Origin of the sequence: Olsenella sp. An285 (assembly GCF_002159625.1) — a bacterium.
Classification (GTDB): Bacteria; Actinomycetota; Coriobacteriia; order Coriobacteriales; family Atopobiaceae; genus Thermophilibacter; species Thermophilibacter avicola.
Genome location: NZ_NFIZ01000005.1, coordinates 161,395 through 177,127 on the forward strand (window position 1 = coordinate 161,395; position 15,733 = coordinate 177,127).

The window sequence follows — 15,733 nt, forward strand, 5'->3', positions numbered from 1 at the left end:
CCTTTTTACATAAAACTATTCTGCAAAAAGGGACCCGTCCCCTTGTGCGGGCGAACGGGAGGAATCATGGCAAGCACCGCAGACGGCGAGCTGGAGAGCCGCCGTCCCAACGTGGTCCTCATTGTCTGCGACCAGTTTAGGGGGGACTGTCTTGGCGTGGCCGGGCATCCGGACGTCAAGACGCCCTACCTCGACACGCTGGCGGCGCAGGGCACGTTCTTCGAGAACGGCTACTCGGCCTGCCCGAGCTGCATCCCCGCGCGCGCCTCGCTGCTCACCGGCAAGTCCCCGCGCTCGACGGGGCGCGTGGGGTACCAGGACGGCATCCCCTGGAACTACGACCACATGATGGCGGAGGAGTTCTCCGCCGCCGGCTACCAGACGGCCATGGTGGGCAAGATGCACGTGCACCCGCCGCGCCTGGGCTGCGGCTTCCAGCACTACCGCCTGCACGACGGCTACATCGGCCACTACCGCAAGGCCAACAAGCCGCACTGGATGCACCAGGACGTCTCCGACGACTACGTGCGCTTCCTCCGCTCCGAGCTGGGGCCCGAGGCGGACGTCAACGGCACGGGCGTGGAGAACAACTCCTGGATCGCCCGCCCGTGGGTCTACGAGGAGCGCCTGCACCCCACCAACTGGGTCGTGGACGAGTCCATCCGCTTCATAGAGACGCGCGACCGCACGCGCCCGTTCTTCCTCATGGCCAGCTTCGTGCGCCCTCACCCGCCCTTTGACGCCCCGGCGGCCTACTACCAGCCCTACCTCGACCGCGAGCTGCGCGAGCCCGCCCGCGGCGACTGGGACGACGTCGAGGCCACCGAGCGCGACGGCATGATCATCGACAGCCCGCACGGCTGCCGCGACGCCACCCTGCGCCACGAGGCCATGGCGGGCTACTACGGCTGCATCACGCACATCGACCACCAGATCGGCCGCCTCATCACCACGCTGGAGAACGACGAGACGTACGAGAACACCGTGGTGCTCTTCACGGCGGATCACGGCGAGATGCTCTTCGACCACAGCTCCTTTCGCAAGGTCCTGCCCTACGAGGGCAGCACGCACGTGCCCTTCATCGTGCGCGTGGGCTCCAGGGTGCTTCCGGAGGGCAAGCCCGCGCCGCGCCGCTCCGAGGCCGTGGTGGACCTCATGGACGTCATGCCCACGCTGCTCGACCTCGTGGGCGTGCCCGTTCCGGAGGGCGTGGACGGCTCCTCCCTCAAGGGCGAGATCACGGGCGAGAAGAACCTCGGCCGCGCGTACCTCCACGGCGAGCACTCCGGCAGCCACGAGCAGTCCAACCAGTACATCGTCACGGAGCACGACAAGTACGTCTGGTTCACGCAGACCGGCATCGAGCGCTACTTCGACCTCGACGCGGACCCGCGCGAGGAGCACGACCTCGCCCACGACCCGGCCTGTGCCGAGCGCGTGGCCGAGCTCCGTGCCATACTCGTAGAGGAGCTTCGCGACCGCGAGGAGGGCTACGTGCGCGACGGCGAGCTCGTCGTGGGCAGGAAGCCCAGGATCGTGCTCGAGCAGGCGTAGCCAAGGCGCGGGCGGGGCGTGCCGCCCGGAGGAGGGGAACGCATGGACTGGCAGCTGATAGGCATCATCCTGGTGGCGCTCTGCGTCATCTCGCTCGTCTACACCGAGGTCCAGAAGCGCCTGGTCTTCTCGCGCTACGAGAGGCTCTTCGAGCGGGGGGACTTCGAGGGGTGCCTGCGCCTTCTCGACGGCCCGCTGGTGCGCCTCATCTACCCGCGCTACAACCTGCTCTACATGCGCCTCAACGCGCAGATGTGCCTGCAGGACGATGACGAGTCGCGGCGTATCATTGAGGAGATGCTTGGCCTTCATGCGAGCGACGAGCAGCGCCTGGTCCTTCTCCTCCGCGCGTTCAACTTCTTCGTGGAGCAGCAGGACTACGCCCGTGCCAAGGAGCTTCTCGGGGAGCTGCGCCAGAAGGCCGCGCCCGAGCAGCTCGCCGAGTGCGAGCGCACGTACGCGATCTTTGCCGAGAAGAGCTCCGCCTACATCAAGGAGATGGAGGCGGAGCTCCGCGAGGCCGGGTCCGCGGACAGGACCAAGCTGCTCTACCTGCTCTCGGTGCAGTACGAGAACAAGGGCGACGCCCGCCGCGCGAACGAGTACCTCGAGCGCGTCCAGGACGTCTTCGAGGCGCCCGTCGGCGCGGGCGACGGGGCCGACGGGGCCGAGGGCTAGCGCGCCCCGCGCAGGCAGGTGGGTCCCCGGGCCCCTCCCGGGAAGGAAGAAAGGTCGTCACCCATGCAAGTGCTCGTTCTCCTGGTCAGTTTCTTTGCCTGCACCGTGGGTGCCATCTGCGGCATCGGTGGCGGCATCATCATCAAGCCGGTGCTCGACGCCACCGGCGTGGCGGACGTGGCCACGATCAACTTCCTCTCCGGCTGCACGGTCCTCTCGATGACGCTCTACTCCGTCCTCAAGGCCAAGCTCTCCGGAACCTCCACCATCGACCCCAAGACCGACACCCCGCTCGCCATCGGCGCCGCGGTGGGCGGCCTCGCCGGCAAGGAGCTCTTCTCCATCGTGGCCGGGCTCTTCCCGGACCCCAACACCGCCGGCGCGGTGCAGGCGGGGCTCCTTCTGCTCATCACCCTGGGCACGCTCGTCTACACCATCTACAAGGAGAAGATCCCCACGCTCAACGTCACCTCCATGGTGGCGTGCCTGGCCATCGGCTTTGCGCTGGGCGTGTGCTCCTCGTTCCTGGGCATCGGCGGCGGCCCCATCAACCTGGTGGTGCTCTTCTACTTCTTCACCATGGCCACCAAGCGCGCGGCCTCGAGCTCGCTCTACATCATCCTGTTCTCGCAGGCCACGAGCACCGCGAGCTCCATCGTCACCGGCGGCTACGTGGGCGTCGACCTGATGCTCCTGGCGGCGATGGTGGTCTGCGGCATCCTGGGCGGCATCGTGGGCCGCAAGGTCAACTCCAAGATCGACGACAAGACCGTCGACAAGCTCTTCATGGGCCTGATGGTGCTCATCATCCTCATCAACGCGTACAACATCTGGAAGTTCGCGCTGGCGTAGGCTCGTCAGAGGGCCATCGTCTGCCTGCGTCTTTGCAGAAGAGCAAAAGAAATAAAAAAGAGCAAAAGCAATAAATGGGCGCAGGTGCGCGACGGGCGCTCTTTGTGCCTGCCTAACGCTTTTGTCACGTTGCGCGCCGCGCGTCGGTCACGCCCCCTTCCCGGGTATCATTTCAGAAACGGGACAGGAGGTGGGGATGCGGCTACGTCGTGACAGACCCGGGCGGCGCAGGAGGCGCAACCTCCTGCTGGCCCTTCTCGTGGTGGTGGCGCTGCTCGACGGCGCCACGCTCGCGGGCGCGGCCGTGCTGCACGCGCGCCGGCTCGAGCGCGTCACGGGCACCAATGCCGTGACCGCCCCCGCCGTCGAGTCCGAGCGCCGCACCGACGCCTTCACGGCAGAGCTGGAGTACGGCGCGCTCTTCTCGGCAGAGGGCCACCGCGTTGCCTCGGAGGTCGCCTGGGACGACGACTGGTTCTTCGAGGACGCCTCCGCCTACAACCCCGAGCTCGCCCACACGTGCGCCGTGCTCTCCGCCGTTGCCAACGCGGAGAGCTCCTACTACCAGCAGGGGTCGGACTCCCCGGCCTATGCCGAGCACGCCTTTGCGGCGCTGGGCTTCGACGAGGTGTGCACGGCGTCCTACCGCTATCGCAGCGAGGTCCTGGACGAGGTCCTGGGCGTGCTGGACGGGACGGACGTCGTGGCGTACACGCTCGCCACCAAGCGCGTGAGCTCGTCTGCGACGGGGGAGGAGAAGGAGCTCTGCGTCGTGGTGGTGCGCGGGTCGTACGGCTCCGAGTGGCTCTCCAACATCAAGATCGAGGGCGCCGAGGACGCTACGAGAGACGGGGACCACCTGGGCTTCACCCTTGCCGCGGAGGAGATCGTGGCGGACCTCGAGGAGCGCGCGGCGCAGCTGGACCCGGGCGTCGAGCGCACGTACCTCTTCTGCGGACACAGCCGCGGCGGCGCGGTCGCCAACCTGCTCGCGAGCTACGTGGACGCGGTCGGCGCGCTGGCCACGGCCGAGGACGTGCGCGCCTACACCTTTGCCACGCCCAACTGCACCTCCTCCGCAGACGCGCGCGACGCGGCCTACGGCAACATCTTCAACGTGCTCAACCCGTCCGACCTGGTGCCGCGCCTGCCGCTCTCCAGCTGGGGCTACGAGCGCTACGGCACGGACGTCTGGCTCCCGGGCGAGGGCGACGCCTCCTTCGCGCGGCTCGAGGGCGCGATGCGGGAGTCCTACCTCAAGACCATGGGGACGGAGTGCCCGGCTGACCCGGGGGACCGCACGGCCGTCGAGCGCTTCTGCGCGCGGATCGCGGCGCGCGTCTCGAGCTTCGACGAGCTCGTCTCCCCGGCGGGGCTCGTTGAGCTGCTGGGCGCCTGCACCGAGGTGGACGTCGCGCGCCTCCTGGCGAGCCACTATCCCAACACCTACATCGCCTGGCTCGACGCGCTGCGCACAAAGAACTGTGCTACCATGAGGCGCTAGGCGATGACGGAGAGGTCTGGGCGTCGCGTTGCCAGCGGACAAGAGATGGGGGTCACCGGCTGAGAGCCCCCTCCAAGGCAGAGGCCCGGAGTTCACTCCACCAGCCGCGACCTGAACGACTTGACAAAGGGACTGTCCCCTTGTCAAGTTGAGTAGGGAAGCCGGGCGCCCCACGGAACGGGGCAAGAAGAGCGGGCGCGCGGGGGAGACAACCCGTCGCGCCAACCGAGGTGGTACCGCGGAGACTATCCGTCCTTGGGCAGCAGCAAGAGCCGCTCGAGGGCGGTTTTTTATCGAGAAGGGCCACGGGCCCGAGAAGGGAAGACGCAATGGCAATGTCCGATGACCTCAAGGCCATTGAGGCGCAGGTAACCGAGGGGCTGGCGGCGGCCGAGAGCATGGAGGCCCTCGAGGCGCTGCGCGTGAGCGTCCTGGGCAAGAAGGGCTCGCTCACCCAGATCATGCGCTCCATGGGCAAGGTCTCCCCGGAGGAGCGCCCGGCCATGGGCAAGCTCGCCAACACCGTGCGCGGCAACGTCGAGGCCGCGCTCAAGGCCCGCAAGGAGGAGCTCGGCCACGAGCTCATGGAGCGCCGCATGGCCGCCGACGCCTGCGACGTGACCCTGCCCGGCCGTCGCCTCTCCCAGGGCACCCAGCACCTCATCAGCCAGATTCGCGAGGAGATCGAGGACATCTTCTGCGGCCTCGGCTACACCGTCGAGGACGGCCCCTACGTGGAGAGCACCTGGTACAACTTCACCGCACTCAACGCCCCGGAGGACCACCCCAGCCGCTCGGCCAAGGACACCTTCTACGTGGTGGACAACGCTCCGGGCACCATGCTCCACGCCGAGGAGACCAACGTCCAGGGCGAGTCCGACATCCTCCTGCGCACCCAGACCTCCGGCGTCCAGGTGCACGTGATGGAGAACAAGAAGCCGCCCATCTACATGATCTGCCCGGGCACGGTCTTCCGCCCGGACACCGCCGACGCCAACCACCTGCCCCAGTTCACGCAGGTGGAGGGCCTCGTCGTTGACGAGGGCATCACCTTTGGCGACCTCAAGGGCACCCTCGACTACTTCACGCGCGAGATCTTTGGCAAGGACCGCGCCACGCGCTACCGCCCGCACTTCTTCCCGTTCACCGAGCCCTCCTGCGAGGTCGACGTCTCCTGCGGCGTCTGCGGCGGAAAGGGCTGCCGCTTCTGCAAGAACACCGGCTGGCTCGAGATCCTGGGCGCCGGCATGGTGGACCCCAACGTCTTCGAGTTCTGCGGCATCGACCCCGAGAAGTACACCGGATTTGCCTTTGGCATCGGCGTCGAGCGCGTGGCGGCCCTTCGCTACGACCTGCCCGACCTCAGGATGCTGATGACGGGCGACATGAGGTTCCTGAAGCAGTTCTAGGGTCCGCCCCAACCGTCTGATCTGATCGCGCGAAAAGGAGAAGAACATGCGCGTCTCATATGAGTGGCTCAAGAGCATGGTCGACGTGCCGGCGGACCCCGCCGAGCTCGTGGCCGAGTTCACCCGCACCGGCACCGAGGTCGAGGCCGTGGAGAAGGTCGGCGCCAACCTCGAGCACGTGGTCACGGCCCAGGTCGTGAGCAAGAAGCCCCACCCCGACTCCGACCACATGTGGCTCTGCCAGGTCTCCGTGGGCGACAAGAACGTGGACAAGGACGGCAACCCCGTGCCCCTGCAGATCGTCTGCGGCGCCCAAAACTTCAACGAGGGCGACCACATCGTCACCGCCATGATCGGCGCGGTGCTGCCCGGCGACTTCAAGATCAAGAAGAGCAAGCTGCGCGGCGTGGAGTCCTGCGGCATGAACTGCTCCGCCCGCGAGCTTGGTCTGGGCAACGACCACGAGGGCATCATGATCCTGCCCGAGGACGCCCCGGTGGGCATGGACTTCACCGACTACCTGGGCATGTCCGACACCGTGATCGACTGCGAGATCACTCCCAACCGCCCGGACTGCCTCTCCATGACCGGCATGGCCACCGAGGTCGCCACCATCCTGGACGAGGACACCCACATCGAGCTCCCCTCCGTCAAGGAGGAGAAGGGCCCGGACGCCGCGGACCTCGTCGACGTGACCATCGAGGACGCCGAGCTCTGCCCGCGCTACACCGCGCGCGTGGTGCGCAACGTCAAGATCGGCCCCTCGCCCGAGTGGCTCGCCCAGCGCGTGGCCGCGGCGGGCGGCCGCTCCATCAACAACGTGGTGGACGTCACCAACTACGTGATGTACCTCACCGGCCAGCCGCTCCACGCCTTCGACCTGGGCAAGCTCACCGAGCGCGACGGCAAGCGCCACATCGTGGTCCGCGCCGCGCACGACGGCGAGAAGCTCGTGACGCTCGACGGCCAGGAGCGCGAGCTCACGCACGACATGTGCCTCATCACGGACGACGGCCACACCCCCATCGCCCTCGCCGGCGTCATGGGCGGCCTCGACTCCGAGATCACGGAGGAGACCGTCGACGTGCTCCTGGAGAGCGCCAACTTCTCCAGCGGGCACACGTCGCGCACCTCCCGCAACCTCGACCTCATGAGCGAGGCCTCCATCCGCTACGAGCGCCAGGTCGACGGCTCCAACTGCGCCAACGTGGCCCAGATCGCGGCCGCGCTCTTCGAGGAGTGCTGCGGCGCCGAGGTCTGCCCCGGCATCGTGGACGTCTATCCCGGCGAGGCCGACGACGCCCCGGCCAGGATCGAGTTCCGCCCGTACCGCGCCCGCGCACTTGCCGGCGCCCCCATCACAAACTCCTTCATCACCTCGCGCCTCACGCGCCTGGGCTGCACGGTCGAGAAGAACGATGTGGAGCACTACGTCGTGACCGCCCCCACCAACCGCCCCGACCTCACCCGCGAGGTCGACCTCATCGAGGAGGTCGTGCGCCTCTGGGGCGAGGGCGACATCGAGGCCACCCTGCCCGCGGCCAGGAACCACGCCGGCGGCCTCACCGTTGAGCAGCGCCGCGTGCGCAAGATCGGCTCGGTCCTTCGTGCCTGCGGCCTGTCCGAGACCTCCACGTACTGCTTCGCCGCGCCCGACGACCTCTCCCGCCTGGGCATCCCCGAGACCGGCCGCGGCGTGCCCGTGAAGATCATCCGCCCGCTCGTGGCCGAGCAGTCCGAGATGCGCCGCTCCATGTTGCCCGGGCTTCTCCGCTCCGTGGCCTACAACCTCGACCACGGCGTGCCCAACGTGGCGCTCTACGAGATCGGCCGCGTCTTCTACGGCCACGAGAGCAAGAGCCTGCCGGACGAGCCCAGCTTCGTCTGCGGCGTCATGGCGGGCAAGCGCGCGGACGATGCCTGGAACCAGCGCTTCTCCGAGTACGACTTCTACGACGCCAAGGGCGTGGTGGAGGAGCTCCTGGACGCCCTGCGCGTGACCAAGGTCCGCTTCAAGGTGGCCGATGCCGAGAAGTACCCCTGGCTCCAGCCCGGTCGCGCGGCCGAGGTCACGGCCGGCGGCGGCCAGGTCGTGGGCTGGGTGGGCAACGTCCACCCGCGCGCCCTCGCGGCGATGGGCGTCGAGGTTCCCGTGGTGGCCTTCGAGCTCTCCCAGGCGGCGCTGCTGCGCCTTGCCGCGAACGAGCTACCCTACCAGGAGGTCCCCACGCTCCCGGGCGTGGACGTTGACCTTGCCATCGTGGTCGACGAGTCCGTGACCTGCGAGACCCTCATGCAGCGCATCACCTCCGCCGGCGGCAAGCTCCTCGCGGACGTGCGCCTCTTCGACGTCTACCGCGACGAGAAGCGCGTGGGCGCGGGCAAGAAGTCCATGGCCTTCTCGCTCACCTACCGCGCGGCCGACCGCACCCTCACCTCCGAGGAGGTGGAGAAGGCCCACGAGAAGCTCGTGACCAAGGTCTGCAAGTCCACCGGCGGCGAGGTCCGCTCCTAACCAGTTGACAGTTTCCTCAGGTCAAACTGTCATATCAGCACGCATCTGGCCGGGCGTCCCCAGCGGGCGCCCGGCCTTTTTCTTCCGTGCCAAGGTGCGACCCCCCGGTCCTGCATCTTGCTCCGTCCCAACGGAATCGCGGGCCGCGCGCGACGGCGGCCGTCGGTCTGCCCATACCATGTGGGAGCTGCGGTGACAGGGAACGTGCGCGGAAGAAGGGGGCCTGTATGGACGGGGGAGAGCGCGAGCGCATGCTCGCCGGGTGGAGGGCGCATCTCGTGGGGAGAGAGGCGGCGCCTGCGACTGTCGAGAAGTACGTGCGGGAGGCCAGGCACCTCCTGGACTTCCTGGGCGAGAAGAACCTCGGGCTCGACCGCGAGTCCGTGCTCGCGTACAAGGCGGATCTCGTCTCCCGTCGCGCGCCTGCTGGCGCCAACTCGGCGATCGCCGCCGTCAACGGATTCGTCACCTGGCTCGGGCGCCCGGAGCTGAGGCTCAGGCGACTCAGGGTCCAGCCACTGCCGCGAGCGGCGACGCGCGAGGTCACGCGCGAGGAGTACCGACGGCTCACGGCACGGGCCTCACGCCTGGACAGAGACGCGCTCGTCGCGCAGACGATCTGCGCGACGGGCATCCGCGTGAGCGAGCTCGGGTTCCTCACCGTGGAGGCTCTGCGCGTGGGGTCCATGGTGGTGGAGAACAAGGGGCGCGCCCGCCGGGTGTGGCTGCCGGGGAGGCTCTGCAGGCGCCTGCGCTCCTACGCGCTTCGTGCCGGGGTGCGCTCCGGTCCCGTCTTTGTCACGCGCTCCGGGCGGCCGCTCGACCGTACGCGCGTGTGGCGCGCGCTCAAGGGCCTGGCGAAACAGGTGGGGGTGGATCCGACGAAGGTGTTCCCGCACGCGCTGAGGCACCTCTTTGCCACGACGTTCCAGAGACGCCACGGCGACCTCGAGGCGCTCGCGTGCGTGCTTGGGCACGCGAGGGTGGAGACGACGAGAATCTACCTTGCCGAGGACGAGCGCGAGAGGAGAAGACAGGTCGAGGCGCTCGGGCTGACGTGAGATAACAAATTATGGGAGGGGCAGCAACAGAATTGGCGTTCCGTTGCTGCCCCTCTGCACCTTATCTGCATGGCCCCTCCCATGTTTTTCGGGACCATTCTCAGCATGCTAACACTCCGCTGAAAGTTCGATGCCGAGATTTACGCTTTTGACCTCGAGCGATGCCCATTATTTCGTGAGAATGCGGTCTGATTCCCCTTTCGTCCGTCCGCAACGGAACGCCAATTCCGTTGCTCTCCCAAGGTGGTCCCGTCGGGGGCTGGGATGAAGGGAAGGTGCGAATGAGGAGAAGACCAGGGGCGAGACGGGGGCTGGCCGCACTTGCGGTCGTCGCCGCGCTCTTCGCGGGTGCGCCCGCGCTGGCGGTCGGCGAGCCGTCGCCCGGGGATCCGACGTCTGGTGACAGCGCGATCGTGCAGGTTGATGAGATCGCTGACGACCAGGTGACGGAGCCCGGACAGGGTACCGAGGTACCTGGTGCGGGCACCGAGGTGCCCGGTGAGGGCGAGACCGGTGACGAGAGTCAGGAGCCGGTCGAGACGTATGTCGCGCAGATCGGGGATGTGCAGTACACGTCCATTGATGAGGCGATAGCTGATGCGGAGAGTGGAAGCACCGTTACGTTGCTCCAGGATGTGACGGCGTCAGCAACATTCTATAAGTCGCTAACTTTTACAGGTGGGTATAAGCTCACCGTCGACGCGTACAGCTGGCGTTATTCAGGCGACCTCGTCTTCGATGGGGCAAGTTTCGAGATGGTTGTTGATGGCGATTCGCCTGAAGCGAACAACGGTGAGATTGTTCGCTGGCTCGGAATGTCGCTGAGCAACGGGTCAATCGTAGCTCGCAATCATGCGAACGTTACTTTCTCATTTGACTCTACCTCTGGAACAAACTGCGCGATTTACGCAACAAATGCTGACATCATTGTTGAGAATGCGTCTTCGTTTAGCATCTACGGAGAGAATACGAAGGGCGTCAGCGGCCAGGGCATTCAACTCAATTCGGCGAGGACTGCCGGAATTAGAGTGACTGGCAATAGCTCATTCCTTATCGATGGCACGAATCGTGGGTACGTGTGCAGCCCTGATATCTACGTTGAGGACTCTTCGTTTACCGTGCAGAACTGTACCAACAACGCTTCAAATGGTGGCCAGTTTGAAGCACATAACTCTACGGTATCGTTCCTCAACAACAACGGTCATGGTCTCTCTACCGCTGATCTTACAATTGACGATGAGTCCAAGGTCTATACAAACGGTAATACGAATTGCGGAATCGTCGTGACTGGGGCCCTTTCGGTCAAAGGTGGCTCCTACGTCGAGACAGTCGGTAACAAGTGCATGGCGAATAGTAATTGGTCAAAACCGGGTGCGATTTGTTTGAGTGGGAATGGTGTTGTTGAGGCTGGGTCTACAGTCTCGATTTCCGACAACGCAGGATGCGGTATTTATCTTTGGAACAACGACAACTCCAATCCTTCGATCGACCTGACGAATGGAAATGTCACTATTCAGAGGAATAACGCTGAAAAGAGCGGGCTCGGTGGCGGAATCTATAATGAGGGCACCTGTAGACTGGGTACAGGAGTCGCCGTCTATAACAACCATGCACCCAGCGCTGGCGATGATATTTACAACATAGACGGAGCGACACTTGAGTTTGTCCCAGTTGGATCCGAATGGTATCTCGACGGGGACCCTGACTGCAGCGATCTTATTGACGGTTGGTATCTTGATGGCGCCATCGAGAGCGACGATGGCGTTACCATTGACTCCTCCAAGCGTTGGGAGGCTCACGCCACCAACTTCTCCGACAACTACGCCGAGCTATTCGACCCCTTCACGGTCGTCTCTGGTACGACCGAGACCAATGAACCTGAGTCCGATGCCAAGTCCATCCCGGTTATTTCGGCGCTGACTTCTCTGTTCTCCGGTGCCAACAGTGCCGATGGCTCCGACGGCGGCGAGTCTGACTCTTCTCAGAACACTGGTGGTGCGGCCGAGAGCACGGACGTAGCAACCGTCACCGGTCCGCTGGCCATCAAGGCTGCGCACGGCATCAAGCCGCTTGACCCCAGTAACCCCGATGACCCGAACTCGCCCGATTGGGAGATTTCTAAGTCCAAGACTGCGACCAATCTTGACGCAAACTACGAGTCTCAGGTGACGCTTGCGCTTCCCGCAGCTGACCTCACGCCCGAGATTGACGTCGTGCTCGTGGTCGACGTTTCCAGCAGCATGAAGGACGTTGACGTCGCTGAGGCTAAGGCAGCGGCGACCGCAATGTGTGATGAGCTGGCAGGTAAGCAGAATCTTGATATCAACGTAGGAATTGTCACTTTTGACAAGACTGCTCACAACCTCACGAATGGTCTCGTGAGTATCGAAGAGGCGAAGGCTGCCATTGAGACAATATCCGCCTCTTCTGACACCAATATGATGGCCGGACTAATCGCAGGCAAGGAGATGCTCGATACTGGCACGGCCGACGAGAGCTGCAAATACATGGTCCTCATGAGCGACGGCATCCCCATCTACTGGGTTGACGATAACGGCGACCCGATAGGGAAGGAGCTCATACGGTTTAACACTAGCCTGGAGGAAACCAGTAGGGTGTTCGCAGGCAGTGAGCCCGAGGGTAGCATTACTGGCGATGCAGCCATCGAATATATCGGTGAGATGCTCTCCATGGATGAACTCATGAGCAAGACTGATGTGGAGAATGACTCCAATGAGTGGAAACAGATTTCCGATACTGGTGAGACCGTCAACAGTGATGAGTGTCGATACACCAACATCGAGAAGTCGACGTATATGACGGGGAAGTACCTGCAAGAGAGCGTTCTCAGCAAGTACAAGCTCAAGATGGTTGCATTCGGTACGGATAAGTACGAGAACAACGTCGTCTATACCTGGGGCGAAAAATTCTGCGACTGGATTGGCGAGCAGGTTGGCGAAGAGAACTACTTTAAAGTCTCCAAGCCTGGTTATGGCGGAGAAGAGGGAGACCTGACCAACGCTTTTGACGAAATAGCCGACAGCCTCGTGTATCTCGTCGATGCAGGATCAAGGGTGGTTGACGTCATCGGGTATGGCGATGACTACGATATGAAGTTCCTCCCCAGTCTCGAGAAGCTGGAGATGACTGTTGGTGGAACGGTTCTCGATGAGGCGGAAATCACGGAGGGTCTTTCCCAGAACGAGACGGCTCGCTTTGGATTTGGCAAGGACAGCAGCCTCGAGAGTGGATACAAGTTCGTGCTTCACTATTACGAGAATGGTGAGGACAGCAAGTCAGAGGAGTGCTTTGTCTGGGACATCAACGTCGCGGTCACGGTAAATGATCCCGTCAAGCTGGCGTATGCGGTCAAGCTGCAGGACCCCAAGACTGCTACCGGCATTTACGGCCAGTACGACGAAGATGGTTCCGAGGGATATCCGGATCTTCTCACCAATAAAGAAGCGGTACTCTATCCGGTCGACTCCAACGGCAAAGACGGCTGGCCCGAGGCGTTCCCCAAGCCCACGGTGAGCTACGTCGTTGGCACCGCAACCGTGACCCCCGCCGAGATTACCATCTATATGGGTGGCGACAAGGGATACGAGGGCGTGCTGACCGGCGAGGGCGAGGACGACGTTCTCGGCGAGGAGTCCAACTCGCTCCCCGAGCCCGGTTATTACGTTCAGCTTCCGGATTCGATAAACGATCTTCTGCAGCAGGAGATTCAGGGTTCCACCACAACCGACGAAGAGGGCGAGTTCGTCGCCGTCAACCTTGGCAACATCGTCAAGGTCACCGCACCTGGTGGTAAAGAGTGGACGCTCAAGGCATACGGCACCAACGATGCGACCTCAACAGCCTACAGCCGGTTTGTCTATCGCATCGAGGCGACTGGCGATACCCCTGCGGTACGTCTTGAGTTCTCGGCGTTTGATGAGAGCGGTAACCCGACGGGCGATGCCATGGTTTCCGACCGGTTTGATCCCGCTGAGATGGATACGCTCCAGTCCGATTACGCCATGAGGATTTACCCTGGCGAGAACGATGAAGACTCGATTGTCATGACGATTACGATCGGTGGCGTGGACTATCAGCTTCCGGTCAAGCTTGGCGTCAGCACGCTCCACGTTCGTTACGTCAACCTCTCGCAGGATGAGGCTGTCACCAAGATTGAAACTGGGGCAGAGGCCGAGAGCACAATTCTCGACAAGATGTCCGACCAGGCGACCTCTGATACGAAGAACGCCTTCGCGAGCGTTCCCGATGGCACCACCTTTACGATTAACAACAGCTCCATCGACCTCGATGAGGACTATGACCCCTCTCCTTCGCTACTCTTCGACGATGTGACGTCGCTTGACGATGCTGGCGAGGAAGCAGGTACTGAGTATGCCGACCAGCTCGGCAGCAGGGCAATCGCTACTGCAGCCACTGATCTGAGCAACCCCGAGTATGAGGTTCGCTACCTCGATCTTGTTGATGCCAACAACGGCAACGTTTGGCTCAAGGCCTCCAACCCCGTGACGGTTTACTGGCCCTATCCTGAGGGCACCGACTCGAGCGATGACTTCCATCTCGTTCACTTCACCGGAGAGGGTCTCGACCGTGATGTGGCAACAAGCGATATCGCCACCGCCATTGATGGAGCCACTGCCACCACGGTTGTCGTTACCAAGCTGGAGCACGGTATTAAATTCGAGACGTCGTCCTTCTCGCCCTTCGCTCTTGTGTGGGGCACCACCGGCGGCACCATCATCCCTGGCGACGACGAGGGCGACCTCACTATCTCCAAGGAGATCACGGGCAACCTCGCGAGCACCGATGACGCGTTCACCTTCACCGTGACGGTCGAGGGCGTTAACGGAACCGTGTCCACCTCCGCGGGTGACATCGAGTTCAACAACGGTACGGCGACCATCACCCTCAAGGGTGGTCAGTCCATCACCATCTACGGCCTCCCGGAGGGCGCGGAGTACGCGGTCGTCGAGACCGACGCCAACGGCTACAAGCTCGTTTCTGCCGTGGGCGACGAGGGCGAGATTACCGACGGCACCGTGGCCTCCTTCACCAACGACAAGTCCGAGACCGTCGACCCCGATGACCCGGACGATCCTGACACGCCGGACGAGCCCGATGATCCGGACACCCCGGACGAGCCCGACGAGCCCGACACCCCGGACACCCCCGACGATCCGGACGAGCCGGACACCCCGGACACTCCGGACACCCCGGACGAGCCCGATCAGCCCTCTGATCCCGGCAAGCCGTCCAAGCCCAGCCAGCCGTCGAAGCCGTCTGAGCCCGTGCGTCCTAACGTCCCCGACACGGGTGACCACACGAACGCGGCCCTGCCGGTCCTTCTCGCCCTGGGCGGCGCGGCGCTCGTTGGCGGAGCGCTCTGGGTCAAGGTCCGCAAGGATCACTAGCGCGCCCAGCGTCCGATTTGCCCCCGAGTGCGGCCGGGGTCCCCTCTGAGACCCCGGCCGCGCCGCCTATGACACCCCAACCAAAAGGAGCGTCTCCACATGCAGCAGGCCCAGAAGACCGGGGAGAAGCCCAAGCGCCTCACCAGGACGGCGATACGGATACTCGCCTACATCGGCGGGCACGAGGGCGAGGCTTGCTCAAAGGCGCAGATCGCCCGGGCGCTCGGCCGCAACGTCAAGACCGTCGACCGTCTCATTTCGCAGATGAAGGAGGACGGCCTCATCATCGTCGAGCCCCGCTGGGGCAAGGATGGGGGCCAGATTGCCAACAGCTACAGCCTCGCCAGGGCGACGGTCGACAGGGAGAAAAACGCGGCGGTATCCTGAGCTTCCCGAAACATGACGGGCCTCTGCCCGTATTCGCACAGTCGGGGGCGTCCCTTCCAACGGGGCGCCCTCTTCCTTTGCGCGACCCAAGGGATATGCGGAGAGTGATAGCACATTAAGATAGGGGAGGGGGTATATGAAATTCGACCGAGAATTACAACGTAGCAGCTAGCAAACTGCGTTATCGAAACTCAAAGCAGATACCCCCTATTTCAGGAATTATGCAGATAGCCTAGACTTTTCTTACGTTGCTGGATTCGTCCACGCAGCGTGCGACGCAACGCGGTCATGGGAGGCGCCCATGGGTCGGACCTGCATCAGACGAAATTCCCTCAGGGGGGGGG

Annotated in this window: 9 protein-coding genes; all 9 read left to right on the forward strand. The window is 63.9% G+C overall.

Annotated elements, in window-relative coordinates:
• Positions 1–66: 66 nt before the first annotated feature.
• The 9 genes from B5F79_RS05130 (at position 67) to B5F79_RS05170 (ending at position 15,389) form a co-directional block, all read left to right on the forward strand.
• A complete protein-coding gene (locus B5F79_RS05130; protein WP_087218328.1) occupies positions 67–1,554 on the forward strand; it encodes an arylsulfatase in 1,488 nt (495 codons plus the stop codon).
• Positions 1,555–1,596: 42 nt separating this feature from the next.
• Positions 1,597–2,232 carry a hypothetical protein gene (locus B5F79_RS05135; protein WP_087218331.1) on the forward strand — a complete coding sequence of 212 codons (636 nt, stop codon included), beginning with the start codon at positions 1,597–1,599 and terminating at the stop codon, positions 2,230–2,232.
• Positions 2,233–2,295: 63 nt separating this feature from the next.
• Positions 2,296–3,084, forward strand: a complete 789-nt coding sequence (locus tag B5F79_RS05140; protein ID WP_087218334.1) for a sulfite exporter TauE/SafE family protein — start codon at positions 2,296–2,298, stop codon at positions 3,082–3,084.
• 196 nt (positions 3,085–3,280) lie between these two features.
• Positions 3,281–4,588 carry a lipase family protein gene (locus B5F79_RS05145; protein WP_087218337.1) on the forward strand — a complete coding sequence of 436 codons (1,308 nt, stop codon included), beginning with the start codon at positions 3,281–3,283 and terminating at the stop codon, positions 4,586–4,588.
• 329 nt (positions 4,589–4,917) lie between these two features.
• Positions 4,918–5,997 carry a phenylalanine--tRNA ligase subunit alpha gene (gene pheS, locus B5F79_RS05150; protein WP_087218340.1) on the forward strand — a complete coding sequence of 360 codons (1,080 nt, stop codon included), beginning with the start codon at positions 4,918–4,920 and terminating at the stop codon, positions 5,995–5,997.
• A 46-nt stretch (positions 5,998–6,043) separates the two neighbouring features.
• Positions 6,044–8,512, forward strand: a complete 2,469-nt coding sequence (gene pheT / locus B5F79_RS05155; RefSeq protein WP_087218343.1) for a phenylalanine--tRNA ligase subunit beta — start codon at positions 6,044–6,046, stop codon at positions 8,510–8,512.
• 227 nt (positions 8,513–8,739) lie between these two features.
• Positions 8,740–9,573 (forward strand): tyrosine-type recombinase/integrase, encoded by an 834-nt coding sequence (locus tag B5F79_RS05160; protein WP_087218346.1) that lies wholly within the window; start codon positions 8,740–8,742, stop codon positions 9,571–9,573.
• Between the two features lie 281 nt (positions 9,574–9,854).
• Positions 9,855–15,002 (forward strand): DUF7601 domain-containing protein, encoded by a 5,148-nt coding sequence (locus B5F79_RS11135; protein WP_087218349.1) that lies wholly within the window; start codon positions 9,855–9,857, stop codon positions 15,000–15,002.
• Positions 15,003–15,101: 99 nt separating this feature from the next.
• Positions 15,102–15,389 (forward strand): MarR family transcriptional regulator, encoded by a 288-nt coding sequence (locus tag B5F79_RS05170; RefSeq protein WP_087218352.1) that lies wholly within the window; start codon positions 15,102–15,104, stop codon positions 15,387–15,389.
• The last annotated feature ends 344 nt before the right edge of the window (positions 15,390–15,733 follow it).

Bases quoted from the DNA above. Each gene is read 5' to 3' on its own strand.
- pheS (WP_087218340.1), top strand. From the start codon at position 4,918: ATGGCAATGTCCGATGACCTCAAGGCCATTGAGGCGCAGGTAACCGAG.
- pheT (WP_087218343.1), top strand. From the start codon at position 6,044: ATGCGCGTCTCATATGAGTGGCTCAAGAGCATGGTCGACGTGCCGGCG.
- B5F79_RS05140 (WP_087218334.1), top strand. From the start codon at position 2,296: ATGCAAGTGCTCGTTCTCCTGGTCAGTTTCTTTGCCTGCACCGTGGGT.
- B5F79_RS05145 (WP_087218337.1), top strand. From the start codon at position 3,281: ATGCGGCTACGTCGTGACAGACCCGGGCGGCGCAGGAGGCGCAACCTC.
- B5F79_RS11135 (WP_087218349.1), top strand. From the start codon at position 9,855: ATGAGGAGAAGACCAGGGGCGAGACGGGGGCTGGCCGCACTTGCGGTC.
- B5F79_RS05130 (WP_087218328.1), top strand. From the start codon at position 67: ATGGCAAGCACCGCAGACGGCGAGCTGGAGAGCCGCCGTCCCAACGTG.
- B5F79_RS05160 (WP_087218346.1), top strand. From the start codon at position 8,740: ATGGACGGGGGAGAGCGCGAGCGCATGCTCGCCGGGTGGAGGGCGCAT.
- B5F79_RS05135 (WP_087218331.1), top strand. From the start codon at position 1,597: ATGGACTGGCAGCTGATAGGCATCATCCTGGTGGCGCTCTGCGTCATC.
- B5F79_RS05170 (WP_087218352.1), top strand. From the start codon at position 15,102: ATGCAGCAGGCCCAGAAGACCGGGGAGAAGCCCAAGCGCCTCACCAGG.